The sequence below is a fragment of the Serratia sp. X3 genome (genome assembly GCF_014982455.1).
GTDB classification, from domain to species: Bacteria; Pseudomonadota; Gammaproteobacteria; order Enterobacterales; family Enterobacteriaceae; genus Serratia; species Serratia ureilytica.
The window spans coordinates 370,509-394,051 of the sequence record NZ_JADCNB010000003.1; the positions used below are offsets into that span (position 1 = coordinate 370,509).

General features: G+C 59.3%; 20 protein-coding genes. 15 read left to right on the forward strand and 5 right to left on the reverse strand.

The window, feature by feature from the left end; translation table 11 throughout:
* Positions 1 to 3 precede the first annotated feature (3 nt).
* The gene (gene thrC, locus IMX17_RS15995) at positions 4 to 1,293 is read left to right on the forward strand and encodes a threonine synthase (protein WP_033641812.1); all 1,290 of its coding nucleotides are present in this window, start codon (positions 4 to 6) and stop codon (positions 1,291 to 1,293) included.
* A 47-nt stretch (positions 1,294 to 1,340) separates the two neighbouring features.
* Here thrC and yaaA read toward each other — a convergent pair whose 3' ends face one another.
* A complete protein-coding gene (yaaA, locus tag IMX17_RS16000) occupies positions 1,341 to 2,117 on the reverse strand; it encodes a peroxide stress protein YaaA (RefSeq protein ID WP_046898097.1) in 777 nt (258 codons plus the stop codon).
* A 105-nt stretch (positions 2,118 to 2,222) separates the two neighbouring features.
* A complete protein-coding gene (locus IMX17_RS16005; protein ID WP_044029719.1) occupies positions 2,223 to 3,659 on the reverse strand; it encodes a sodium:alanine symporter family protein in 1,437 nt (478 codons plus the stop codon).
* 384 nt (positions 3,660 to 4,043) lie between these two features.
* On the opposite strand from IMX17_RS16005, the gene tal reads away from it, so the two are divergent.
* The 3 genes from tal to IMX17_RS16020 all read left to right on the forward strand — a co-directional run bounded on the left by tal (position 4,044) and on the right by IMX17_RS16020 (position 7,168).
* Positions 4,044 to 4,997 carry a transaldolase gene (gene tal, locus IMX17_RS16010; RefSeq protein WP_193549970.1) on the forward strand — a complete coding sequence of 318 codons (954 nt, stop codon included), beginning with the start codon at positions 4,044 to 4,046 and terminating at the stop codon, positions 4,995 to 4,997.
* 151 nt (positions 4,998 to 5,148) lie between these two features.
* Positions 5,149 to 5,736 carry a molybdopterin adenylyltransferase gene (mog, locus tag IMX17_RS16015; protein ID WP_015376607.1) on the forward strand — a complete coding sequence of 196 codons (588 nt, stop codon included), beginning with the start codon at positions 5,149 to 5,151 and terminating at the stop codon, positions 5,734 to 5,736.
* Positions 5,737 to 5,860: 124 nt separating this feature from the next.
* Positions 5,861 to 7,168 (forward strand): MFS transporter, encoded by a 1,308-nt coding sequence (locus IMX17_RS16020; RefSeq protein ID WP_046898100.1) that lies wholly within the window; start codon positions 5,861 to 5,863, stop codon positions 7,166 to 7,168.
* 44 nt (positions 7,169 to 7,212) lie between these two features.
* Here the strand turns inward: IMX17_RS16020 and satP are convergent, their stop codons facing one another.
* Positions 7,213 to 7,812, reverse strand: coding sequence for an acetate uptake transporter (satP, locus tag IMX17_RS16025; RefSeq protein WP_046898194.1), 600 nt, complete (start codon positions 7,810 to 7,812; stop codon positions 7,213 to 7,215).
* 324 nt (positions 7,813 to 8,136) lie between these two features.
* Here satP and dnaK point away from each other — a divergent pair, with 324 nt between their 5' ends.
* The 4 genes from dnaK (at position 8,137) to nhaR (ending at position 13,776) form a co-directional block, all read left to right on the forward strand.
* Complete coding sequence (dnaK, locus tag IMX17_RS16030) at positions 8,137 to 10,050, forward strand: molecular chaperone DnaK (protein ID WP_033641815.1); 1,914 nt, start codon at positions 8,137 to 8,139, stop codon at positions 10,048 to 10,050.
* Positions 10,051 to 10,156: 106 nt separating this feature from the next.
* Positions 10,157 to 11,281, forward strand: a complete 1,125-nt coding sequence (gene dnaJ / locus IMX17_RS16035) for a molecular chaperone DnaJ (RefSeq protein WP_004932969.1) — start codon at positions 10,157 to 10,159, stop codon at positions 11,279 to 11,281.
* 236 nt (positions 11,282 to 11,517) lie between these two features.
* Positions 11,518 to 12,684, forward strand: coding sequence for a Na+/H+ antiporter NhaA (nhaA, locus tag IMX17_RS16040; protein ID WP_046898101.1), 1,167 nt, complete (start codon positions 11,518 to 11,520; stop codon positions 12,682 to 12,684).
* Between the two features lie 192 nt (positions 12,685 to 12,876).
* Positions 12,877 to 13,776 (forward strand): transcriptional activator NhaR, encoded by a 900-nt coding sequence (gene nhaR / locus IMX17_RS16045; RefSeq protein ID WP_004932962.1) that lies wholly within the window; start codon positions 12,877 to 12,879, stop codon positions 13,774 to 13,776.
* A 71-nt stretch (positions 13,777 to 13,847) separates the two neighbouring features.
* Here nhaR and rpsT read toward each other — a convergent pair whose 3' ends face one another.
* Positions 13,848 to 14,111 (reverse strand): 30S ribosomal protein S20, encoded by a 264-nt coding sequence (gene rpsT, locus IMX17_RS16050; protein ID WP_004932960.1) that lies wholly within the window; start codon positions 14,109 to 14,111, stop codon positions 13,848 to 13,850.
* Between the two features lie 390 nt (positions 14,112 to 14,501).
* On the opposite strand from rpsT, the gene ribF reads away from it, so the two are divergent.
* From ribF to ispH, 5 genes are read left to right on the forward strand one after another with little or no spacing between them, the layout of a single operon-like run.
* On the forward strand, positions 14,502 to 15,440 hold the full coding sequence (gene ribF / locus IMX17_RS16055) for a bifunctional riboflavin kinase/FAD synthetase (protein WP_193549971.1): 939 nt from the start codon (positions 14,502 to 14,504) through the stop codon (positions 15,438 to 15,440).
* A gap of 32 nt (positions 15,441 to 15,472) precedes the next feature.
* Positions 15,473 to 18,289, forward strand: coding sequence for an isoleucine--tRNA ligase (gene ileS, locus IMX17_RS16060; RefSeq protein WP_044029714.1), 2,817 nt, complete (start codon positions 15,473 to 15,475; stop codon positions 18,287 to 18,289).
* Positions 18,290 to 18,302: 13 nt separating this feature from the next.
* Positions 18,303 to 18,812, forward strand: coding sequence for a signal peptidase II (gene lspA / locus IMX17_RS16065; RefSeq protein ID WP_025301524.1), 510 nt, complete (start codon positions 18,303 to 18,305; stop codon positions 18,810 to 18,812).
* A 1-nt stretch (position 18,813) separates the two neighbouring features.
* Positions 18,814 to 19,284, forward strand: coding sequence for an FKBP-type peptidyl-prolyl cis-trans isomerase (fkpB, locus tag IMX17_RS16070; protein WP_016929135.1), 471 nt, complete (start codon positions 18,814 to 18,816; stop codon positions 19,282 to 19,284).
* Complete coding sequence (gene ispH / locus IMX17_RS16075; RefSeq protein WP_033641819.1) at positions 19,265 to 20,218, forward strand: 4-hydroxy-3-methylbut-2-enyl diphosphate reductase; 954 nt, start codon at positions 19,265 to 19,267, stop codon at positions 20,216 to 20,218. Before fkpB ends, ispH begins: the two co-directional genes overlap by 20 nt.
* Before the next feature lie 271 nt (positions 20,219 to 20,489).
* Here the strand turns inward: ispH and IMX17_RS16080 are convergent, their stop codons facing one another.
* Entirely contained in the window at positions 20,490 to 21,416 is a 927-nt protein-coding gene (locus IMX17_RS16080) for a LysR family transcriptional regulator (RefSeq protein ID WP_033641820.1), read from the reverse strand.
* A 191-nt stretch (positions 21,417 to 21,607) separates the two neighbouring features.
* Here IMX17_RS16080 and pvcA point away from each other — a divergent pair, with 191 nt between their 5' ends.
* Both pvcA and IMX17_RS16090 read left to right on the forward strand, forming a co-directional pair.
* A complete protein-coding gene (pvcA, locus tag IMX17_RS16085) occupies positions 21,608 to 22,576 on the forward strand; it encodes an L-tyrosine isonitrile synthase (RefSeq protein ID WP_046898102.1) in 969 nt (322 codons plus the stop codon).
* Positions 22,577 to 22,670: 94 nt separating this feature from the next.
* Complete coding sequence (locus IMX17_RS16090; protein WP_193549972.1) at positions 22,671 to 23,534, forward strand: TauD/TfdA family dioxygenase; 864 nt, start codon at positions 22,671 to 22,673, stop codon at positions 23,532 to 23,534.
* Positions 23,535 to 23,543 lie beyond the last annotated feature (9 nt).

Sequence of the window (23,543 nt, forward strand, 5' to 3'; positions counted from 1 at the left end):
CGCATGAAACTGTACAACCTTAAGGATCACAACGAGCAGGTCAGCTTCGCGCAGGCGATCAAACAAGGCCTGGGCAAGCAACAGGGGCTGTTCTTCCCGCTGGAGCTGCCGGAGTTCGAACTGACCGAAATCGACCACCTGCTGGAGCAGGATTTTGTCACCCGCAGCAGCCGCATTCTGTCGGCCTTTATCGGCGAAGAGGTGCCGGAAGCGGCGCTGAAGAAACGCGTGCAGGCCGCCTTTGAGTTTCCGGCGCCGGTGGCGAAAGTGACCGATGACGTCTCCTGCCTGGAGCTGTTCCACGGCCCGACGCTGGCGTTCAAAGACTTCGGCGGCCGCTTTATGGCGCAGATGCTGGCGGAAGTGGCCGGCGAGCAGCCGGTGACCATTCTGACCGCCACCTCCGGCGACACCGGCGCTGCCGTGGCGCACGCCTTCTACGGCCTGAAAAACGTACGGGTAGTGATCCTGTATCCGCAGGGCAAAATCAGCCCGCTGCAGGAAAAGCTGTTCTGCACCCTGGGCGGCAACATTCACACCGTGGCGATCGACGGCGACTTCGATGCTTGTCAGGCGCTGGTGAAGCAGGCGTTCGACGATCAGGAATTGAAAGACGCGCTGCACCTGAACTCGGCCAACTCTATCAACATCAGCCGTTTGCTGGCGCAGATCTGCTACTACTTCGAAGCGGTGGCGCAGCTGCCGCAGGAAGCGCGTAATCAACTGGTGATTTCGGTGCCGAGCGGCAACTTCGGCGATCTGACCGCCGGGCTGCTGGCCAAATCGCTGGGCCTGCCGGTGAAGCGCTTCATCGCCGCCACCAACGCTAACGACACCGTGCCGCGCTTCCTGACCAGCGGCCAGTGGCAGCCGCACGCTACGGTCGCGACGCTGTCCAACGCCATGGACGTCAGCCAGCCGAACAACTGGCCGCGCGTGGAAGAGCTGTTCCGTCGCAAGGTCTGGCAGTTGAAGGAGCTGGGTCACGCGGCGGTCAGCGACGAGACCACCAAAGACACGATGCGTGAGCTGGCCGAGCTGGGCTATATCTCCGAACCGCACGCGGCCATCGCCTACCGCGCGCTGCGTGACCAGTTGCAGGAAGGGGAGTTCGGTCTGTTCCTCGGCACCGCGCATCCGGCCAAGTTTAAAGAGAGTGTGGAAGCGATACTCGGCCAGGAGCTGCCGTTGCCGAAAGCGCTGGCGCTGCGGGCTGAGCTGCCGCTGCTGTCGCACACGCTGCCGGCCAACTTCGGCGAGCTGCGCAAGTTCCTGATGGGGCTGCCGGCCTGAAGTTCGGCAGGGTAAAATGCGAAAAGCCGTCTTGCGACGGCTTTTTTTTATACCTGCTCCGGGCGTTTGAACACCAGTTCATTGCCTTGCGAAGCGGCTTCGTCGAAGGCGTAGCCTTCCAGGTTGAAGTCCGCCAGCTGCTCGCTGCGCGTCAGGCGGTTTTTGATGATAAAGCGGCTCATCAACCCACGCGCTTTCTTGGCGTAGAAGCTGATGACCTTGAACTTGCCGTTCTTCTCGTCGAGGAACACCGGTTTGATCAGCGAGCCGTGCAGCTTGGCCGGCTTCACCGCTTTGAAATACTCGTCTGACGCCAGGTTGACCACCACGTCGTCGCCCTGTTGCTCCAGCGCTTCGTTGAGTTTTTGGGTGATCTGATCGCCCCAGAAGCTGTACAAATCTTTGCCCTTCGGGTTTTCCAGCTTGATGCCCATCTCCAGCCGGTACGGCATCATCAGATCGAGCGGGCGCAGTACGCCATACAGGCCGGACAGCATGCGCAGATGCTGCTGGGCGAAGTCGAAATCGGCTTCGTTGAAGTCCTGCGCCTGCAGGCCGGTATATACGTCGCCCTTGAACGCCAGCAACGCCTGACGGGCGTTGTCCGGGGTAAATGTCGGTTGCCATTCGCTAAAGCGCGCGGCGTTCAGCCCGGCCAGCTTGTCGCTGATGCTCATCAGGCTGGCGATTTGCGCCGGCGTCAGCTCGCGGCAAATGTTGATAAGCTGCTTAGACTTGTTCAGCAGTTCGGGCTGCGTGAAGCGTTTTGTCGCCAGCGGGCTGTCGTAATCGAGCGTTTTTGCAGGTGAAATAATAACGAGCATGGCCAGATCCTGTTTATCCAAGTGCGCATACTGTAGCAAAAAGCGCGGGAAAAAGGGGCTATCGGTCCAATAGGCGGGGCGCGCATCGCACGCGCCCCGGAATACTCAGCGCGGCGGCGGCTTGTCGTCCCACACGCCCGGCTCCAGCTGCGATTTCAGCTCCGGATAACGGTTGGCGTCGAAGGTTGGCAGCTTGCCCAGGCGGCGCTGGCGATGGTAGTCGTCAGCCAGCTTCAGCGCGACCCGCGACAGCAGCAAGATAGCTGTCAGGTTGGTGATCGCCATAAGCGCCATGGAGGTATCCGCCATTTTCCACACCAGCGGCAGCTCCGCCAGCGCGCCGAACATCACCATGCCCAGCGCCACGCAGCGGAAAATCAACAGGCCGCCTGGGTGGTTGTGCTCGAGGAACACCAGGTTGCTCTCGGCATAGGCGTAGTTGGCGATGATCGACGTAAAGGCGAAGAAGAAGATGGCGATGGCGACGAACGGAGTCCCCCAACTGCCGACGGCGGTCGACAGCGCGCGCTGAGTCAGATCGATGCCGCTGATGCTGTCGGTCGGCTGATCGAGAATGCCGGAAGAGAGGATGATCGCCGCGGTGGCACTGCAGATGACGATGGTGTCGATAAATACCCCGAGCATCTGCACGTAGCCCTGTGAAGCGGGATGCGGCGGATAAGGCGAGGCGGAAGCCGCCGCGTTGGGCGCCGATCCCATGCCGGCTTCGTTGGAGAACAGGCCGCGCTGCACGCCCTGGGTCATCGCCTGGGAGATACCGTAACCGACGGCGCCGGCCGCGGCTTCCTGCAGGCCGAAGGCGCTTTTGAAGATCAGCGTCAGGATCGCCGGCATGTGCTCGATGTTATGGCCAATCACCCAGAGAGCCAGCAGCAGGTAGGCGCCGGCCATCAGCGGCACCACCAGCTCGGCCACTTTGGCGATGGAGCGGATGCCGCCGAAGATCACCACGCCGCTCAGCAGCACCAGGCCAATACCGACGTGCAGCGGCTGTAAATGGAAGGCGACGGCGGAGGCCTGCGCGATGGAGTTGGCCTGTACGGCGTTGAACACCAGGCCGAAAGCGATGATCAGGAAAATGGAGAACAGCACGCCCATCCAGCGCATGCCGAGTCCCTTTTCCATGTAATAGGCCGGGCCGCCGCGGTAGTTGCCGTTATCGTCCTTGGTTTTGTAGAGCTGCGCCAGCGAGCTCTCCACAAATGAGGTGGCCATGCCGATAAACGCCACCACCCACATCCAGAAGATGGCGCCGGGGCCGCCGGCGGTCAGGGCGATGGCGACGCCGGTCAGGTTGCCGGTGCCGACGCGCGCCGCCAGCGTGGTGCACAGCGCCTGGAAAGAGGAAATGCCGGCGCTGTCGCTTTTATTGCTGTTTTTCAACACCGAGAACATGTGGCTGAAGTGGCGGAGCTGGATAAAACGGGTGCGCAGCGTGAAGTAAATGCCGGTGCCGAGCAGCAGATAAATCAGCACCGACCCCCACAAAATGTTGTTTATAAAATTCATCAGGTCCGTCAAGGGATCCCTCCTCCTTATCGAAATGTCATGCGCACCTGGCAGCATCCACCGCAGGTGAGAAATATTGGCCTATTTTTTACAAGAGCTTAGCTGGAATCGGTCCGGCGTCAGGCGATTAAGATTTTTCGCAGATTAGCGGACGAATTGCATCAATTTTTTCGAATTTAACATAATTTATTCGGGCGATAGCACGTTATTGCCTTTCCATCCGCTCGGTAATGGCGAAAGATATCGGCGTAAACGGTTGCTCGCCCAAGGATAAAACAGATGCTTGCGCGCCGCGGTTTTCCAGCCTTGCACCGGGCTTGGCGCATGTTATTATCAGGGCAGGGCATGGTTGAACAATGCCAAAAGTTCATGCACAAACGATGAGATAATGCCAACATGACCGACAAATTAACTTCCCTGCGCCAGCTGACTACGGTGGTTGCAGATACGGGTGATATCGCGGCAATGAAGCTGTATCAACCGCAGGACGCCACAACCAACCCTTCGCTGATCCTCAATGCAGCCCAAATTCCTGAATACCGCAAACTGATTGACGAAGCCATCGCCTGGGCGCGCGACCAGAGCAGCGATCGCGAGCAGCAGATCGCCGACGCCGCCGACAAGCTGGCGGTCAACATCGGTCTGGAGATCCTCAAACTGGTTCCGGGCCGCATCTCCACCGAGGTTGACGCGCGTCTGTCTTACGACACCGCCGCCAGCGTGGCCAAGGCCAAGCGCCTGATCAAGCTGTACAACGAAGCCGGCATCAGCAACGATCGCATTCTGATCAAACTGGCCTCGACCTGGCAGGGCATCCGCGCGGCGGAGCAGCTGGAGAAAGAAGGCATCAACTGTAACCTGACGCTGCTGTTCTCCTTCGCTCAGGCTCGCGCCTGCGCCGAAGCCGGCGTTTATCTGATCTCGCCGTTCGTCGGCCGTATTCTCGATTGGTACAAAGCCAACGGCGACAAAAAAGAGTTCGCGCCGCACGAAGATCCGGGCGTGATCTCCGTGACCGAGATTTACCAGTACTACAAACAACACGGTTACAACACCGTGGTGATGGGCGCCAGCTTCCGCAACGTTGGCGAAATCATCGAGCTGGCCGGCTGCGACCGCCTGACCATCGCCCCTGCGCTGCTGAAAGAGCTGGCGGAGAGCGAAGGCGCGCTGGAGCGCAAACTGTCTTACACCGGTGAAGTGAAGGCGCGTCCTGCCGCACTGACCGAACCTGAGTTCTACTGGCAGCACAACCAGGATCCGATGGCGGTCGAGAAACTGACCGACGGCATCCGCAAGTTCGCTGTAGATCAGGGCAAACTGGAAAAAATGATCGCCGACCTGCTGTAATTCCCGCAGATCGCGCAGTAAAAAGGTGGCTCAGGCCACCTTTTTTTATGCCCGACGCTCCCGCCGGCGGGGGAAGCCCTTATACTCTCGGCAATGACAACAGAACGGGAGACGAACCCGTTCGGACCCCATCAGGCTGTAGAGGTTACGCATGGATATTTTACGTATTGGTTTGGTTTCCGTTTCTGACCGCGCTTCCGGCGGCGTTTACCAGGATAAAGGCATTCCGGCGCTGGAGGAGTGGCTGGCCGGCGCGCTGGCGACGCCGTTCAAGCTGGAAACCCGGCTGATCCCCGATGAGCAGACGCAAATTGAACAAACGCTGTGTGAGCTGGTGGACGAAATGGGCTGCCATCTGGTGCTGACCACCGGCGGCACCGGGCCGGCACGTCGCGACGTCACCCCCGACGCCACGCTGGCGATCGCCGATCGCGTGATGCCTGGCTTTGGCGAGCAAATGCGTCAGATCAGCCTACACTATGTGCCAACGGCAATTCTTTCTCGCCAGGTGGGGGCGATCCGCAAGCAGGCGCTGATCATCAATCTGCCCGGCCAGCCAAAGTCGATCAAGGAAACGCTGGAAGGGGTGAAGGACGAACAAGGCAATGCGGTGGTGCACGGCATCTTCGCCAGCGTGCCTTATTGCATTCAGCTGCTCGACGGGCCTTATGTCGAAACGCATGCCGCAGTGGTAGCAGCATTTCGGCCAAAGAGCGCGCGTCGCGAGATAAACCTCTAAATTTCAGCAATCTGCGAGATCGGCTTCAGCCCGTTTGGTGTGAAAATAATTTGCCGCTATAGTAAGGATTCTTTTACAGAAAGCCTGCGGCTTTTATTTTTACAGCCTTTACCGACGGTGCCCTATGCCTCACGACACTAATCGCCGGCTGAACCGGCAAGACTACAAAACGCTGACGTTGGCCGCGTTGGGCGGCGCGTTGGAGTTTTACGACTTCATCATCTTCGTGTTCTTCGCCGCCGTGGTCGGCGATCTGTTCTTCCCGGCGGACATGCCGGAATGGCTGCGGCTGGTGCAAACCTTCGGCATTTTCGCCGCCGGCTATCTGGCCCGCCCGCTGGGCGGCATCGTGATGGCGCACTTCGGCGATCTGGTCGGCCGCAAAAAGATGTTTACCCTGAGCATTCTGCTGATGGCGTTGCCGACGCTGGCGATGGGCCTGCTGCCGACCTACGCCAGCATCGGCATCGCCGCGCCGCTGTTGCTGCTGTTGATGCGCGTGCTGCAGGGGGCGGCGATCGGCGGTGAGGTGCCGGGCGCCTGGGTCTTCGTCGCCGAACACGTGCCGCGCCGGCGCATCGGTTTCGCCTGCGGCACGCTGACCGCCGGGCTGACGGTGGGCATTCTGCTGGGATCGGTGGTGGCGACGGTGATCAACACCACGCTTAGCCCGCAGAGCATTGCCGGCGGCGGCTGGCGCATTCCATTCCTGCTTGGCGGCATGTTCGGCCTGGTGGCGATGTACCTGCGCCGCTGGCTGCAGGAAACACCGATCTTCATCGAGATGCAGGCGTGCAAAGCGCTGGCCGAGGAGCTGCCGCTGAAATCGGTGGTGCTCAACCACAAACGGGAAGTGGCGGTGTCGATGCTGCTGACCTGGCTGCTCTCCGCCGGTATCGTGGTGGTGATCCTGATGACCCCGACCTATCTGCAAAAACAGTTCGGCATTGCGCCGGCCCTGACGCTGCAGGCCAACAGCATCGCCACCATCATGCTGATCGCCGGCTGCATCGTCGCCGGTCTGTCGGCCGATCGCTTCGGCGCCAGCAAAACGCTGGTGGTCGGCAGTTTGCTGTTGGCCGGCTGCAGCTGGCTGTTCTATCAGACGGTGGGCGTGCGCCCGGAAATGCTGTTCGCCTGCTATGCGCTGGTGGGCTTCAGCGTAGGCGTGGTGGGGGCCGTGCCGTATGTGATGGTGCGGGCCTTCCCGGCGGAAGTGCGGTTTACCGGCATCTCGTTCTCATATAACGTCTCGTACGCTATTTTTGGCGGTTTAACCCCGATTTTTGTGACGCTGATCATGAAATTAACCCCGTTAGCGCCCGCTTACTATGTGCTGGCGCTGTCGCTTATCGGGCTGCTGCTCGGTGTCTACCTGCATCGCGACCTGAACAGCGAAGCCGGCGAGCGGCGAGCCGGTTCCTACAGCTAAAAAAAAGCCCTGCATTGCAGGGCTTTTTCGTCAGGGGCGGGCGATTACGCCGTGGCCGGCGATGCCGCGACGCGGGCTGAGGCCGGTTCGCCAATCGGCAGCACGGTGCGGCCGTATTGCTCGTTGAGCACTTCGGCCATCGCCAGGTAGATGGCGCTGGCGCCGCAGATGATGCCCTCATAACCGGCGAAGGTCAGCAGCGCGTGGTTGCCGGTGATGTTGCCGACGGCCAGCAGGGCGAACAGCAGCGTCAGGCTGGCGAATACGAACTGCAGTACGCGGTTGGCGCCCAAGGTGCCGAAGAACATGAACAGGGTGAAGACGCCCCACAGCGCCAGGTAGATGCCCAGCACGTGCGCCTCGGTGGCTTCCGCCAGGCCCAAACGCGGCAGCAGCAGCAGGCCGACCAGGCTCAGCCAGAAGCTGCCGTAGGCGGTGAATGCGGTCATGCCGAAGGTGTTGCCCTTCTTGTACTCCAGCAGACCGGCCAGGATCTGGGCCAGGCCACCGAAGAAAATCCCCATGCTGATGATGGCGGAGTTCAGTGGGAAAAAGCCCGCGTTGTGCAGGTTCAGCAAGACGGTGGTCATCCCGAAGCCCATCAGGCCGAGAGGGCCGGGATTCGCCAACTTGTTGGTGTGCATAAGTCCTCTGCGATAACAGAAAATTAACGGAAACAGCGAAGTAAAATCATAAATGGTCTGAATGGCCAAAAAATCGAAGTTTTCCATCAGAGCGCGCGCATCATAATGATCCCCGCAGCCGGAAACAATGATCTGAATGACGATAAAAAAGAAATTTTTTTTGCCCTGCCCCTTGATGCCGAGCTGGATGGCCCCATCTTATTTGCAACCGCAGCTGCTAACCGCGGGTCGCACTGAGATATCGGGCAGTTGAAAAGCAAAAAATCGCCCGCATATAGGTTAGCAACCTGACTGACTTATGAATTTTTTAGTGGAGACGTTTAGATGGGCAAAATTATTGGTATCGACCTGGGTACTACCAACTCTTGCGTAGCAATTATGGATGGTGCCAAGGCACGCGTGCTGGAAAACGCCGAGGGCGACCGCACCACTCCTTCTATTATCGCATATACCCAGGACGGTGAAACTCTGGTTGGCCAGCCGGCTAAGCGTCAGGCAGTGACCAACCCTGAAAACACCCTGTTCGCCATCAAGCGCCTGATCGGCCGCCGCTTCCAGGATGAAGAAGCGCAGCGCGACAAAGCGATCATGCCGTACAAAATCATCGAAGCCGACAACGGCGACGCCTGGCTGGAAGTGAAAGGCCAGAAAATGGCTCCGCCGCAGATCTCTGCGGAAGTGCTGAAGAAAATGAAGAAAACGGCGGAAGATTACCTGGGCGAACCGGTCACTGAAGCGGTTATCACCGTGCCGGCTTACTTCAACGACGCCCAGCGTCAGGCGACTAAAGACGCCGGCCGCATCGCGGGTCTGGAAGTCAAGCGCATCATCAACGAACCGACCGCGGCGGCCCTGGCCTACGGCCTGGACAAAGAAGTCGGCAACCGCACCATCGCGGTTTATGACCTGGGCGGCGGTACTTTCGATATCTCCATCATCGAAATCGACGACGTTGACGGCGAAAAAACCTTCGAAGTGCTGGCGACCAATGGTGACACCCACCTTGGCGGCGAAGACTTCGACAGCCGTCTGATCAACTACCTGGTGGAAGAGTTCAAGAAAGATCAGGGCATCGATCTGCGCAACGATCCGCTGGCGATGCAGCGTCTGAAAGAAGCCGCCGAGAAAGCGAAGATTGAACTGTCTTCCGCTCAGCAGACCGACGTTAACCTGCCGTACATCACTGCAGACGCGACCGGTCCAAAACACATGAACATCAAAGTGACTCGCGCCAAACTCGAGTCGCTGGTTGAAGATTTGGTGGCGCGCTCCATCGAGCCGCTGAAAGTGGCGCTGAAAGACGCAGGCCTGTCGGTTTCCGACATCCAGGACGTGATCCTGGTGGGCGGCCAGACCCGTATGCCAATGGTGCAGAAGAAAGTCGCAGACTTCTTCGGCAAAGAGCCGCGTAAAGACGTGAACCCGGACGAAGCGGTTGCCGTGGGCGCTGCGGTACAGGGCGGCGTGTTGGCCGGTGATGTGAAAGACGTTCTGCTGCTGGACGTTACCCCGCTGTCGCTGGGTATCGAAACCATGGGCAGCGTGATGACGCCGCTGATCACCAAAAACACCACGATCCCGACCAAGCACAGCCAGGTGTTCTCTACTGCGGAAGACAACCAGTCTGCGGTTACCATCCACGTGCTGCAGGGTGAGCGTAAGCGCGCCAGCGATAACAAATCTCTGGGCCAGTTCAACCTGGACGGCATCCAGGCGGCACCGCGCGGCATGGCGCAGATCGAAGTCACCTTCGACATCGATGCCGACGGTATCCTGCACGTGTCTGCCAAAGATAAGAACACCGGTCGTGAGCAGAAGATCACCATCAAGGCGTCTTCTGGCCTGAACGAGGACGAAATCCAGAAAATGGTGCGCGACGCCGAGCTGAACGCTGAAGCTGACCGCAAGTTCGAAGAGCTGGTACAGACTCGCAACCAGGCGGATCACCTGATCCACGGCACGCGCAAACAGCTGGAAGAAGCGGGCGACAAACTGCCGGCGGAAGACAAAACGGCGATCGAAGCGGCGCTGAAAGATCTGGAAGCGGCGGTGAAAGGCGAAGATAAAGCCGAGATCGAAGCGAAGACTCAGGCGTTGGTGCAGGTTTCCGGCAAGCTGCTGGAAATGGCTCAGGCGCAGCAGGCTCAGCAGGGTGCTGACGCCGGCGCGGACAACGCGGCGCAGAAAGAAGACGACGTGGTTGACGCCGAGTTCGAAGAAGTTAAAGACAAAAAATAATCGCCCTTAAGCGGGCACGGGGCGGCCGAGATGCCGCTCCCGGAAACCAGCACGGGCGTCGAGGCAACTCTGCGCCCGTGCACGCATGTTAAGGGTAAGCGAAAGAATGGCGAAGAAAGACTATTACGAGATTCTCGGCGTCAGCAAGACGGCGGATGAACGTGAGATCAAAAAGGCGTACAAACGCCTGGCGATGAAATACCATCCTGACCGCAACCAGGAACAAGACGCCGAAACCAAGTTTAAAGAAGTTAAAGAAGCTTACGAAGTCCTGACCGACGACCAGAAACGCGCGGCTTACGATCAGTACGGGCACGCGGCCTTTGAACAGGGCGGCATGGGCGGCGGCGGCTTTGGCGGCGGCGCCGACTTCAGCGATATCTTTGGCGACGTGTTTGGCGACATCTTCGGCGGAGGCCGCCGTCAGCGCGCCAGCCGCGGTTCCGATCTGCGCTATAACATGGAGCTGACCCTCGAGGAAGCGGTACGTGGCGTCACCAAAGAGATCCGCATCCCGACGCTGGAAGAGTGCGACGTCTGCCACGGCAGCGGCGCCAAGCCGGGCAGTTCGCCGGTCACCTGCCCGACCTGTCATGGTCAGGGCCAGGTGCAGATGCGTCAGGGCTTCTTCACCGTGCAGCAGGCGTGTCCGCACTGCCATGGCCGCGGTCAGATCATCAAAGATCCGTGCAACAAATGCCATGGCCACGGCCGGGTAGAAAAATCTAAAACGCTGTCGGTGAAAATTCCGGCCGGCGTGGATACCGGCGATCGCATCCGCCTGGCGGGTGAAGGCGAAGCCGGCGAGCACGGTGCACCGGCGGGCGATCTGTACGTTCAGGTGCAGGTGAAGGCGCACCCGATCTTCGAGCGTGAAGGCAACAACCTGTACTGCGAAGTGCCGATCAACTTTGCCATGGCGGCGCTGGGCGGCGAGATTGAAGTGCCGACGCTGGATGGCCGGGTGAAACTGAAGGTGCCTTCGGAGACCCAAACCGGCAAGCTGTTCCGCATGCGCGGCAAGGGCGTGAAATCGGTGCGTGGCGGCAGCCAGGGCGACCTGCTGTGCCGCGTGGTGGTGGAAACCCCGGTCAATCTGAACGACAAGCAAAAGCAGCTGCTGCGTGAGCTGGAAGAGAGCCTGGGCGGCCCGTCCGGCGACAAGAACAGCCCGCGTTCGAAGAGCTTCTTCGACGGGGTAAAAAAGTTCTTTGACGATCTGACTCGCTAACCTTCTGTTTCTGTTGGCTTATGTGCAAACCCCGGGCTTTTGTCCCGGGGTTTTTATTTGTGCGCCAAACCGCTAATTCCCTAATATAAATGTGACTTATTCGTGCTTTTGATCGGTTTTTTCGAGTTATTTAGCATTTATAAACTTATTTTTTCGAGCTAAAACGCCATCTATACTCACTTCATGACTGTGGTTCGCAGGGCGCTGCGCCTTGCACAGATTTGGAGAGACGTATTGTGACCAACATTATTCGTCAATTTTTACGTCAGGAAGCCGCGGGCGGCATCATCCTGATCGCGGCGGCGATCGTCGCCCTGATCATGGCCAACAGCCCGGCGCAGGGGATCTACCAGGCATTCCTTAACCTGCCGGTGATGGTGAAGGTCGCTTCGCTGGAGATCGCCAAGCCGCTGCTGCTGTGGATCAACGACGGGCTGATGGCCATCTTCTTCCTGGTGGTGGGGCTTGAGGTCAAGCGCGAGCTGATGCAAGGTTCGCTGTCCGGGCGTGACAAGGCGGTGTTTCCGGCGATCGCCGCGCTGGGCGGTATGCTGGCGCCGGCGCTGATTTACCTGCTGTTCAACGGCGCGGACGAAGTCACCCGCCAGGGCTGGGCGATCCCGGCCGCGACCGACATCGCCTTCGCTTTGGGCGTGATGGCGTTGCTGGGGAATCGCGTCCCGACCAGCCTGAAAGTGTTCCTGCTGGCATTGGCGATCATCGATGACCTGGGCGTGATCATCATCATCGCGCTGTTCTATACCCACGAAGTGTCGATGGTGGCGCTGGGCGTGGCGGCGGCGGCGACCGCGCTGCTGGCGGTGATGAACTGGCGCGGCGTCGGCAAAACCTCGCTGTATATGATGGTCGGCCTGGTGTTGTGGGTGGCGATCCTCAAGTCCGGAGTGCATGCGACGCTGGCCGGGGTGATCGTCGGCTTTATGATCCCGCTGAACGTCAAGAAGGGGCCATCGCCGTCGGAGACGCTGGAGCATGAGCTGCACCCGTGGGTGGCGTTTATGATCCTGCCGCTGTTCGCCTTCGCCAACGCCGGGGTTTCTCTGCAGGGCGTATCGCTGGAAGGGTTGACGTCGCTGCTGCCGGTAGGGATTGCGGCCGGCCTGTTTATCGGCAAGCCGCTGGGGATTTTCCTCTTCAGCCTGCTGGCGGTGAAAATGGGCATCGCCCGCTTGCCTGAGGGCATCGGCTTCAAACAGGTGTTTGCCGTTTCGGTGCTCTGTGGTATTGGTTTCACCATGTCGATTTTCATCGCCTCGCTGGCGTTCGGCGAGGCCGATGCGGCGCTCAGCACCTATTCCCGTCTGGGGATCCTGCTGGGCTCCACCGCCGCGGCGGTGGCGGGGTACGGATTACTGCGTCTGGCGTTGCCTCGCGTGCGTTAATCCTGTCAGTGCCCGGCAGGGGCGCACAATAAAATGGCTGGTCGGAGCTGTGCGGTATAAAATATGTGCAGCTTCGGCCGTTCTTCGTTGGGACTAATGGGGCTATACGTTGTCTGAAGCAGGGAAAGGAAGTTTGTCGCTCGTCACGGCACACCGTTTGCCGCTGCGAAACGTTGTTAAGGAGAGCCGCTCGTGAGGATGTCGCATATCAACTTTAATCACCTTTACTATTTCTGGCAGGTCTGCAAGGCCGGCTCCGTGGTCGGCGCCGCCGAAGCGTTGTTCCTGACGCCGCAGACCATCACCGGCCAGATCAAAGCGCTGGAAGAGCGGCTGGACGGCAAGTTGTTCAAGCGCCAGGGGCGCGGCTTGGTGCCTTCGGAGCTGGGGCAGCTGGTGTTCCGCTATGCCGACAAGATGTTTATGCTCAGCCAGGAAATGCTGGATATCGTCAACTACCGCAAAGAGTCTAATCTGCTGTTCGACGTTGGCGTGGCGGATGCGCTGTCGAAGCGCCTGGTCAGCCAGGTATTGGAAACGGCGGTGGTGGTGGACAACGAGCAGATCCACCTGCGTTGTTTTGAATCGACGCACGAGATGCTGCTGGAGCAGCTCAGCCAGCACAAGCTGGATATGATCCTGTCGGATTGTCCGGTGGACTCCAGCCAGCAGGAAGGGCTGTTCTCGCTGAAGCTGGGCGAGTGCGGCATCAGCTTCTTCTGCCGCCAGCCGGCGCCGGAGTTGCCGTTCCCGGCCTGCCTGGAGCAGCGCAAGCTGCTGATCCCCGGCCGCCGCTCGATGCTGGGGCGCAAGCTACTCAACTGGTTCAATACGCAGGGCATTCAGGTGGAGATCCTGGGCGAGTTCGACGATGCGGCGCTGATGAAGGCCTTTGGCATGTACCACAATGCGATTTTCGTGGCGCCGACGCTGTATGCGCAGGATACCTACAACGATGACAACGTGGTGGAGATTGGGCGCATCGACAGCGTGCAGGAGGAGTATTACATCATCTTCGCCGAGCGCATGATCCAGCATCCGGCGGTGCAACGCGTGTGCAACAAAGACTTCTCGGCGCTGTTTTCCTGCTAGCGGTTCACTGAACGCAGGGCGTAAAAAAACCGGCCTGAGCCGGTTTTTTTATCAAGCAGATAACGAAATGCTTATTGCATTGCGTTGATGCGTGCAGTCAGGTTTGACTTATGACGCGCTGCTTTGTTTTTGTGGATCAGGCCTTTAGCTGCCTGACGGTCCACCAGTGGCTGCATTACCAGGAATGCATTTTGTGCTGCTTCTTTGTCGCCAGCTGCGATAGCTGCGTCTACCTTCTTGATGAAGGTACGCACCATTGAGCGACGGCTTGCGTTATGCTTGCGGCGTTTCTCAGACTGTACGGCGCGTTTCTTAGCTGATTTGATATTAGCCAAGGTCCAACTCCCAAATATATTCTATTGAGGACAATTCAAAGGCCGAGGAATATGCCCTTTTAGCCTTCGTTTGTCAATGGATTTGTGCAAATAAGCGCCGTTTGTACAGGCGGCACTCGCTACGTTGTGATGGCGCAGGATTTTACCAGCTTCGCTCTTGGGAATACAGTGTTTCGCGAGAAAATTCGCCAATGATTTGCCGCGGTGGGCGCAAGCCGTTGGCCGCGGTCGAGAATCAGCCCGGCGGCGCGGGATAAACTGCGGTGAAGCCGTTTCACGCGCAGATTATCTCCGGTATGGTATGTCTATTACATAAAGGCACCAATCGCGGGTTAACCTTACCGGCTGTACAAGGTATAATCCGCCGATTTCCACTGTTTTGAGCCAGCTATGGAGCTAATTCGCGGCATTCACAATATCCGGGCGCGCCACCATGGTTGCGTGCTCACCATCGGCAACTTTGACGGCGTACACCGCGGTCATCAGGCGCTGCTGGAGCAGTTGAAGCAACAAGGGCAACGCCTCGGGCTGCCGGTGATGGTCATGATCTTTGAGCCGCAGCCGCTGGAGATGTTCGCCGCAGACAAGGCGCCGGCCCGTTTGACGCGCCTGCGCGATAAGGCCAACTATCTGGCGCAGGCGGGCGTTGATTACCTGCTGTGCGTCAAGTTCGATCCGCGTTTTGCCGCCAACACCGCGCAGGCGTTCGTCGCCGAGCTGCTGGTGGAGAAGCTCGGCGTCAAATTCCTGATGGTGGGGGATGATTTTCGCTTTGGCGCCGGGCGTCAGGGCGATTTTCCGCTATTGCAGCAGGCCGGAAAAGAGTACGGCTTCGACGTGGTCAGCACCCCGACCTTCCGCGAAGGCGATCGGCGCATCAGCAGTACGGCGATCCGCACCGCGCTGAGCGAGGACGATCTGCCGCTGGCGGAGACCCTGTTGGGCCACCCGTACAGCATCTCCGGGCGCGTGGTGCACGGCGATGAGCTGGGCCGCACCATCGGCTTCCCGACCGCCAACCTGCCGCTCAAGCGCCTGGTGGCGCCGGTGAAAGGGGTCTATGCGGTGGAGGTGTATGGCCTGGGGCCGAAGCCGCTGCCGGGCGTGGCCAACATCGGCACGCGCCCGACCGTCGCCGGCGTGCGCCAGCAGCTGGAAGTGCATCTGCTGGATGTCACAATGGATCTTTACGGGCGCCATATTGAGGTGGTGCTCCGCGCAAAATTGCGCAATGAACAGCGGTTTGCTTCGCTCGATGCCCTGAAGCAGCAGATCGCCAATGATGTGGTGACGGCCCGGAAGTTCTTCGGGCTACAGACACCGGTTTAATCTCTATAGCCGAAAACGGAACCGAGAATCTAATGAGTGACTACAAGAATACCCTGAACTTGCCGGAAACAGGGTTCCCGATGCGCGGCGACCTCGCCAAGCGCGAACCTGGCATGCTGCAACGTTGGTATGAACAGGATCTGTACGGGATTATTCGTACTGCCAAAAAGGGCAAAAAAACCTTCATTTTGCATGACGGCCCTCCGTATGCGAACGGCAGCATTCACATTGGTCACTCGGTTAACAAGATTCTCAAAGACATTATCATCAAGTCGAAAGGGATGGCCGGCTTCGACTCGCCTTATGTGCCGGGTTGGGATTGCCACGGCCTGCCTATCGAACTGAAGGTTGAGCAGCTGTACGGCAAACCGGGCGAGAAGCTGACGGCGGCCGAGTTTCGCCAGAAGTGCCGCGAATACGCGGCCGAGCAGGTTGAAGGCCAGAAGAAGGACTTCATCCGCCTGGGCGTGCTGGGCGATTGGGATCGTCCCTACCTGACCATGGACTTCAAAACCGAAGCCAACATCATCCGCGCGCTGGGCAAGATCATCAGCAACGGGCACCTGCTGAAAGGCGCCAAGCCGGTTCACTGGTGCACCGACTGCGGCTCGTCGCTGGCGGAAGCGGAAGTGGAGTATTACGACAAGACTTCGCCGTCGATCGACGTGTCCTTCCATGCGGCCGACGCGGCTGCCGTGGCGGCCAAGTTCGGCGTGAGCCACTTCAACGGCGCCATTTCGCTGGTTATCTGGACCACCACGCCGTGGACCTTGCCGGCCAACCGCGCGATCTCGCTGCACCCGGACTTCACCTATCAACTGGTGCAGGTTGACGGCCAGTGCCTGATCCTGGCGGCCGAACTGGTGGAAAGCGTGATGAAACGCGCCGGCATCACCGAGTGGACGGTGCTGGGCAGCTGCAAAGGCGCCGATCTGGAGCTGCTGCGCTTCAAACACCCGTTCATGGACTTCGACGTGCCGGCAATCCTCGGCGAGCATGTGACCCTGGACGCCGGTACCGGTGCGGTGCACACTGCGCCGGGCCACGGTCCGGACGACTTCGTGATCGGCCAGAAATACGGCCTGGAAGTGGCCAACCCGGTAGGGCCGAACGGCTGCTACCTGACCGGCACCTACCCGCTGCTGGACGGCAAGTTCGTCTTCAAGGCCAACGATCTGATCGTCGATCTGCTGCGCGAGAAAGGCGCGCTGCTGCACGTCGAGAAGTTCCTGCACAGCTATCCGTGCTGCTGGCGCCACAAGACGCCAATCATCTTCCGCGCCACGCCGCAATGGTTCATCAGCATGGATCAGAAAGGCCTGCGTCAGCAGTCGCTGGAAGAGATCAAGGGCGTGCAGTGGATCCCGGATTGGGGCCAGGCGCGCATCGAAATGATGGTCGCCAACCGCCCGGACTGGTGCATCTCGCGTCAGCGCACCTGGGGCGTGCCGATGTCGCTGTTCGTGCACAAAGAGACCGAGCAGCTGCACCCGCGCAGCGTTGAGCTGATGGAAGAAGTGGCCAAGCGCGTCGAGCAAGACGGCATTCAGGCCTGGTGGGATCTGGACGCGGCCGACATCCTCGGCGCGGAAGCCGCCGACTACGTGAAAGTGCCGGATACGCTGGACGTGTGGTTCGATTCCGGTTCTACCCACGCCTCCGTTGTCGACGTGCGCCCTGAATTCAACGGCCACGGCGCTGACATGTATCTGGAAGGCTCCGACCAACACCGCGGCTGGTTCATGTCATCGCTGATGATTTCCACCGCGATGAAGGGCAAGGCGCCGTACAAGGAAGTGCTGACCCACGGCTTCACCGTCGACGGCCAGGGCCGCAAGATGTCCAAGTCGATCGGCAACACCGTCAGCCCGCAGGACGTGATGAACAAGCTGGGCGGCGACATTCTGCGTCTGTGGGTGGCGTCGACCGATTACACCGGCGAGATCGCGGTGTCCGACGAGATCCTCAAGCGTTCCGCCGACTCTTACCGCCGCATCCGCAACACCGCGCGCTTCCTGCTGGCCAACCTGAACGGGTTCGAGCCAAGCACCGATTGCGTGGCGCCGGAAGACATGGTGGTGCTGGATCGCTGGGCGGTCGGCCGCGCGCTGGCGGCGCAGCAGGATATCGAGCAGGCTTATGCCAACTACGATTTCCACGAAGTGGTGCAGCGCCTGATGCAGTTCTGTTCGGTCGAGATGGGCTCCTTCTACCTGGATATCATCAAGGATCGTCAGTACACCGCCAAGAGCGACAGCGTCGCCCGCCGCAGCTGCCAGACCGCGCTGTATCACATCGTCGAAGCGCTGGTGCGCTGGATGGCGCCGATCATGTCGTTCACCGCAGATGAGATCTGGGGCTTCATGCCGGGCAAACGCGCGCAGTACGTGTTCACCGAAGAGTGGTACGACGGCCTGTTCGGGCTGGCGGAAGGCGAGCCGATGAACGACGCTTTCTGGGCTGAGCTGCTGAAAGTGCGCGGCGAAGTGAACAAGGTGCTGGAGCAGGCGCGTGCGGACAAACGCCTCGGCGGTTCGCTGGAAGCGGCGGTGACGCTGTATGCCGACAGCGAGTTGGCGGCGCGTCTGAACAGCCTGCAGGATGAGCTGCGCTTTGTGCTGCTGACCTCTGCGGCAAGCGTTGCGCCATTGGCGGAGGCGCCGGCCGACGCGCAGGCCTCCGAGCTGCTGAAAGGGCTGAAGATCGCCTTCAGCACGGCGCCGGGTGAGAAGTGCCCGCGCTGCTGGCATTACACCACCGATATCGGCCTGGTGGCGGAGCATGCAGACATCTGCGGCCGCTGTGTGAGCAACGTCGCCGGTGACGGCGAGAAGCGTAACTTTGCCTGAGAACTTGCGCCTGATGAGTAAACCAATTTGTTCGACCGGCCTGCGTTGGCTGTGGGTTGTAGTGGCGGTGCTGGCGCTGGATTTCGGCAGCAAACAGTGGATCCTCGCTAACTTTACGCTGGGCCAGTCCCAGCCGTTGATCCCGTCGTTCAACCTGTTTTACGCGCGCAACTACGGCGCCGCGTTCAGCTTCCTGGCCGACCATGGCGGCTGGCAGCGCTGGTTCTTCGCCGGCATCGCCATCGCCATTGTCGCGGTGCTGCTGGTGATGATGTACCGCAGCGCGGCGCAGCAGAAGCTGAACAACATCGCCTACGCCTTTATCATCGGCGGGGCGTTGGGCAACCTGTTCGATCGCCTGTGGCACGGTTTCGTGGTCGATTTCATCGACTTTTACGTCGGTGACTGGCACTACCCGACCTTCAATCTGGCGGACAGCTTTATCTGCGTGGGCGCGGCGATGATCGTGCTGGAAGGTTTCCTGTCGCCGGCGAACAAAGGCGCAAAGAGCAAAGGTGAGTAATATGACGGCTCAGGTTATCAGTGACAGCGCGGTGCTGGTTCACTTTACGCTGAAACTGGAAGATGGTTCGACCGCTGAATCCACCCGCAGCAGCGGCAAACCGGCGCTGTTCCGCCTGGGTGACGGCAGCCTGTCGGCGCCGCTGGAAGAGCAGCTGCTCGGCCTGCGCGCGGGCGACAAGCGCGCCTTTACCCTGCAGCCGGAAGCGGCGTTCGGCGCGGAGAACCCGGATCTGGTCCAGTTCTTCTCGCGCCGCGACTTCGCGGAAACCGGCGTGCCGGACGTGGGCACCATCATGCTGTTTACCGCGATTGACGGCAGCGAAATGCCGGGCGTGGTGCGCGCGGTGGCGGAAGATTCGATCACCGTCGATTTCAACCATCCGCTGGCGGGCCATCCGGTGACCTTCGACATCGAAGTGCTGGAAATCGATCCGCAGCAGGAGGAGACGCATGCAAATATTGCTGGCTAACCCGCGCGGCTTCTGCGCCGGGGTTGATCGTGCGATCAGCATCGTGGAACGCGCGCTGGAGCTGTATGGCGCGCCGATCTACGTACGGCATGAGGTGGTGCACAACCGCTACGTGGTCGACAGCCTGCGTGAGCGTGGCGCCGTGTTTATCGAAGAGATCGCCGAAGTGCCGGACGGCTCTATCCTGATCTTCTCGGCGCACGGCGTGTCTCAAGCCGTGCGCGCCGAAGCCAAGGCGCGCGATCTGACCATGCTGTTCGACGCCACCTGTCCGCTGGTGACCAAGGTGCATATGGAAGTGGCGCGCGCCAGCCGCCGCGGCACCGAAGCGATTCTGATCGGCCATGCCGGGCACCCGGAGGTGGAAGGCACCATGGGCCAGTACAGCAACCCGCAGGGCGGCATGTACCTGGTCGAATCGCCGGAAGACGTGTGGAAGCTGCAGGTGAAAGACGAAAACAACCTGTGCTTCATGACGCAGACCACGCTGTCGGTTGATGATACCTCGGACGTGATCGACGCGCTGCGTCAGCGCTTCCCGAGCATTATCGGTCCGCGCAAGGATGACATTTGCTACGCCACCACCAACCGTCAGGAAGCGGTGCGTAACCTGGCCGGCGATGCGGACGTGGTGCTGGTGGTGGGGTCGAAGAACTCTTCCAACTCCAACCGTCTGGCCGAACTGGCGCAGCGCGTGGGCAAACCGGCTTATCTGATCGATTCGGCGGCGGATATTCAGGAAAGTTGGCTGAGCGAAGCGCGCAACATCGGCGTCACCGCCGGCGCTTCGGCGCCGGACGTGCTGGTGCAGGAGGTGATCTCTCGCCTGAAAGCGCTGGGCGGCGTCGACGTGCATGAAATCAGCGGGCGTGAAGAGAACATCGTGTTCGAAGTGCCGAAAGAGCTGCGCGTGGACGTCCGGCAGATTGACTGAGGTGCGTGAGTGAATGACAACGGGGAGCTTAGGCTTCCCGTTTTTTTTGGAATGCCAACGGCATTAAAAATAAAATGCTGAGCATATTCAAATTTTCTGCTAACTAAAGCCAAATTTATTCTGAGTATTTGAAATAGCGGTGGCGTTATTAATTATATAGGCTGAATGAAGTCATTAAATAGAATATCATTAGTCTGCAATCTAAATAGGGCCTGGTGTCGTTAACGTGATTACAATAATTACAATAGTGGTCTTGCAGATGTTTCTTATTTTATTCTTGTCGAATCTGTTCTAGGTCGTTTAATCCTTTCTCCTTTAAATAGAGCTTCATATGCTCCAGCAATCGCCGGACTTTTAATGGCTGGATCTCCCGTCGCGGCATAATGGCATAGCAATTAATTTCCGGTAATCGCCAGTCGGGCAATATTTCAATCAGCTCGCCGCTGCGCAACTCTCGCTCGACGTTGGCGAAAAAATTGCGAATGATGCCTTTGCCGGTCAGCGCCAGCTCCTTCATCGCCATGCCGCTGTTGGTGAACAGTCGCCCGGTCATGCGCATGCGGTGCTCGCCGCCGTCGCGATGGATCAGGCGAACAAACTGCGGATTGCCGAGCGGCGTAAAGGTGACCCAGTGATGTTGCGTCAGCGCCTGCGGCGAATCCGGCACTCCGTAGTTCGCCAGGTAGGCCGGGGAGGCGCACAGCACTTCGCGGCAGCGCGCCAGCCGCGTGGAGACGTAGCTGGAGTCAGCCAGCGCGCCGCCGCGTATCGCCAGATCGATGCGTTGCGCGATGAGGTCTATTCTCTCATCGTGGATTTCCAACCGCAGCGTGATGCGCGGGTGTTCGTCGAGGAAGCTCTGCAGCGCCGGCACCAGATAATGGGTGGCGAATTCGGTCGAGGTGGCGACGCGCAGTTCACCGACCAGCTCACCGCGCAGCGCGGCGATCCGCTGTTGCCCGCGCTCGGCGGCGTGGATCATCAGCAGACAATCTTCATAAAAGCACAATCCGGCTTCGGTCAGGCTCAATGAGCGCGTCGACCGCAACAGTAATTGAATACCCAGATGTTCCTCCAGCTGGCGAATATGCTGGCTGACGGCCGATGTTGTCATGCCCAATTCTTTTGCCGCCATGCTGAATGCGCCACAATCGACCACTTTTGAGAAAATGGCCATGCGTTTTAAAATATTGCTCATAGTTTGTTAAGCACAACTTAACCTAGATTGTGAGTTATACGGGCTAATAATATAGCACCATCTTTCCTATATTGCCTGAAGCATATAAACGCCGGGCTGATTATTATTTTGCATGCGCTTTATCTCTTTTTGATAAATCTTATTGCGCTTGCCAATAATACACCCGCGCCACATCGCAACAGGAGCTCATTGTGGATAGCGCACAGAAAAAAGAAGAAATAGCATTAAAAATCCTACGTGAATTATTGCAATATCGACGTCGCCTCATCGCCGACGATGCTTCTCTGGCTGAAGAGGAGCGGCAGGTCACTCAGGTGCAATTGCCGCGCATTCGGGCATTCATTGAAAACGACCAGCGCATCGAATTCGTGCTGCCGGCTTTTCCGACCAAGTCACCCAACACCAACAAGGTGATCGGTGCGGTGCCGGACATGGCGGAGCGGCTGTCGCTGATCTTCCTCAACTCGCTGTGCCAGCGCATTCAACTCTATTACCCGCCGGGCGCGCATATCGTTATCTGTTCCGACGGCCACGTGTTCGGCGATCTGATCCGCGTCAGCGACGAAGCGATCAACCATTATCAACGCGAGATTGAAAGCCTGCTGCATGAAGTGGGCGCAACCCACCTGAGCGTGTTCAACCTCGGCGATGTCAAAGGCCTGGCGGAGCATACCGATGACTACGATCTGCTGCGCCGGCTGTTGGTGGACGGTTATGCCGAATCGGAAGAGGCGATCAAGCGCCAGCTGATGCAGGACGAGCAGGGATTAATGCTGTATCGCGCCATCACGCGCTTCTTGTATGAAGACAGCCTCCTGCCGGGCTACAGCGGTTCCAACGCCGCGCTGCAAAAAGACGCCAAACGGCGCGCCTGTGGCGTTATCCAGCGCAGCTGGGCCTGGGGCAACCTGCTGGCCCAGCATTTCCCGGCGGCGATCCGCCTGTCGATTCACCCGCAGCCGGCCGACAGCCTGAAGATAGGCATCCACATGATGCCGACCAAAGACGACTGGCTGACGCCGTGGCATGGCGTGGCGGCCAACGTGAACGGCCAGTTCGTGCTGATGAAGCGTAAAGACGCGCAGAGCCTGGACGGCGAGCTGGTTGAGATCCGCGGCACGCCGAGCCATTACCTGATCGAACAACCTCAGATGGCTTGAGGCCGCTGCAGGCCTTGCGCCCGAAATTCTGACGGGCGCCTTTTTGACGGCACGTTGCCGTGTGAGCAGCACATTCGATGCAAGGAGAATCACCATGAACAACCAACCGCTTAATTGCCACATTCAACCGAACACCCCGTTCGGTGCGATCCTGACGCCGCAGCATCCGGGGCAAAAGGTCAGCGAGCTGCCGGTGGCGGCGCTGCGAGCGCTGGCGCAGGAGCACCACTTGCTGGTGCTGCGCGGATTCGACTCCGGTTTCAGCGAGCCGGAAGTCCTGACTCGCTATGCCGAACAGTGGGGCGAGATCATGATGTGGCCATTCGGTGCGGTGCTGGACGTGAAGGAACATCCGGACGCCAAGGATCATATCTTCGACAGCAGCTATGTCCCGCTACATTGGGATGGCATGTATAAGCCGACCATCCCCGAGTTCCAGTTATTCCACTGCGTGGCGGCGCCGTCGCCGGACGAAGGCGGATGCACCACCTTCGTCGACACCACGCGCTTGCTGGCCAATGCGGACGAAGCGTTGCTGGAGCAGTGGCTGTCGGTGTCTATCACCTACCGCATCAAGCAGGTGGTGCATTACGGCGGCGAAGTCTGTTCGCCGCTGGTGGTGCAGCACCCGAACGGCAGAGGATTGATCATGCGCTACAATGAACCGCCGACGGAAGGAAAAAAATTCCTCAACCAGCACGCGCTGGAATATCACGGCGTGCCGGCGCAGCAGCAGGAACAGTTCCACCATACTCTGCAGCAGCACCTGTACGATCCGCGTCACTATTATGCCCACCAGTGGCAACAGGGTGACGTGGTGGTCGCGGACAACTTCTCGCTGCTGCACGGTCGCGAGGGCTTTACCGCCCGTTCCGCGCGTCATTTGCAGCGCGTGCATATTCAAAGCAATCCGGTGTGCGCCAATCTGGCGCTGAAGCCGGCCAACGCAGAAGCTTAAAAGGAGCAT

Bases quoted from the DNA above. Each gene is read 5' to 3' on its own strand.
- lspA (WP_025301524.1), top strand. From the start codon at position 18,303: ATGAGTAAACCAATTTGTTCGACCGGCCTGCGTTGGCTGTGGGTTGTA.
- fkpB (WP_016929135.1), top strand. From the start codon at position 18,814: ATGACGGCTCAGGTTATCAGTGACAGCGCGGTGCTGGTTCACTTTACG.
- ribF (WP_193549971.1), top strand. From the start codon at position 14,502: ATGGAGCTAATTCGCGGCATTCACAATATCCGGGCGCGCCACCATGGT.
- dnaK (WP_033641815.1), top strand. From the start codon at position 8,137: ATGGGCAAAATTATTGGTATCGACCTGGGTACTACCAACTCTTGCGTA.
- ispH (WP_033641819.1), top strand. From the start codon at position 19,265: ATGCAAATATTGCTGGCTAACCCGCGCGGCTTCTGCGCCGGGGTTGAT.
- mog (WP_015376607.1), top strand. From the start codon at position 5,149: ATGGATATTTTACGTATTGGTTTGGTTTCCGTTTCTGACCGCGCTTCC.
- ileS (WP_044029714.1), top strand. From the start codon at position 15,473: ATGAGTGACTACAAGAATACCCTGAACTTGCCGGAAACAGGGTTCCCG.
- IMX17_RS16090 (WP_193549972.1), top strand. From the start codon at position 22,671: ATGAACAACCAACCGCTTAATTGCCACATTCAACCGAACACCCCGTTC.
- yaaA (WP_046898097.1), bottom strand. From the start codon at position 2,117: ATGCTCGTTATTATTTCACCTGCAAAAACGCTCGATTACGACAGCCCG.
- IMX17_RS16020 (WP_046898100.1), top strand. From the start codon at position 5,861: ATGCCTCACGACACTAATCGCCGGCTGAACCGGCAAGACTACAAAACG.
- tal (WP_193549970.1), top strand. From the start codon at position 4,044: ATGACCGACAAATTAACTTCCCTGCGCCAGCTGACTACGGTGGTTGCA.
- thrC (WP_033641812.1), top strand. From the start codon at position 4: ATGAAACTGTACAACCTTAAGGATCACAACGAGCAGGTCAGCTTCGCG.
- dnaJ (WP_004932969.1), top strand. From the start codon at position 10,157: ATGGCGAAGAAAGACTATTACGAGATTCTCGGCGTCAGCAAGACGGCG.
- satP (WP_046898194.1), bottom strand. From the start codon at position 7,812: ATGCACACCAACAAGTTGGCGAATCCCGGCCCTCTCGGCCTGATGGGC.
- IMX17_RS16080 (WP_033641820.1), bottom strand. From the start codon at position 21,416: ATGAGCAATATTTTAAAACGCATGGCCATTTTCTCAAAAGTGGTCGAT.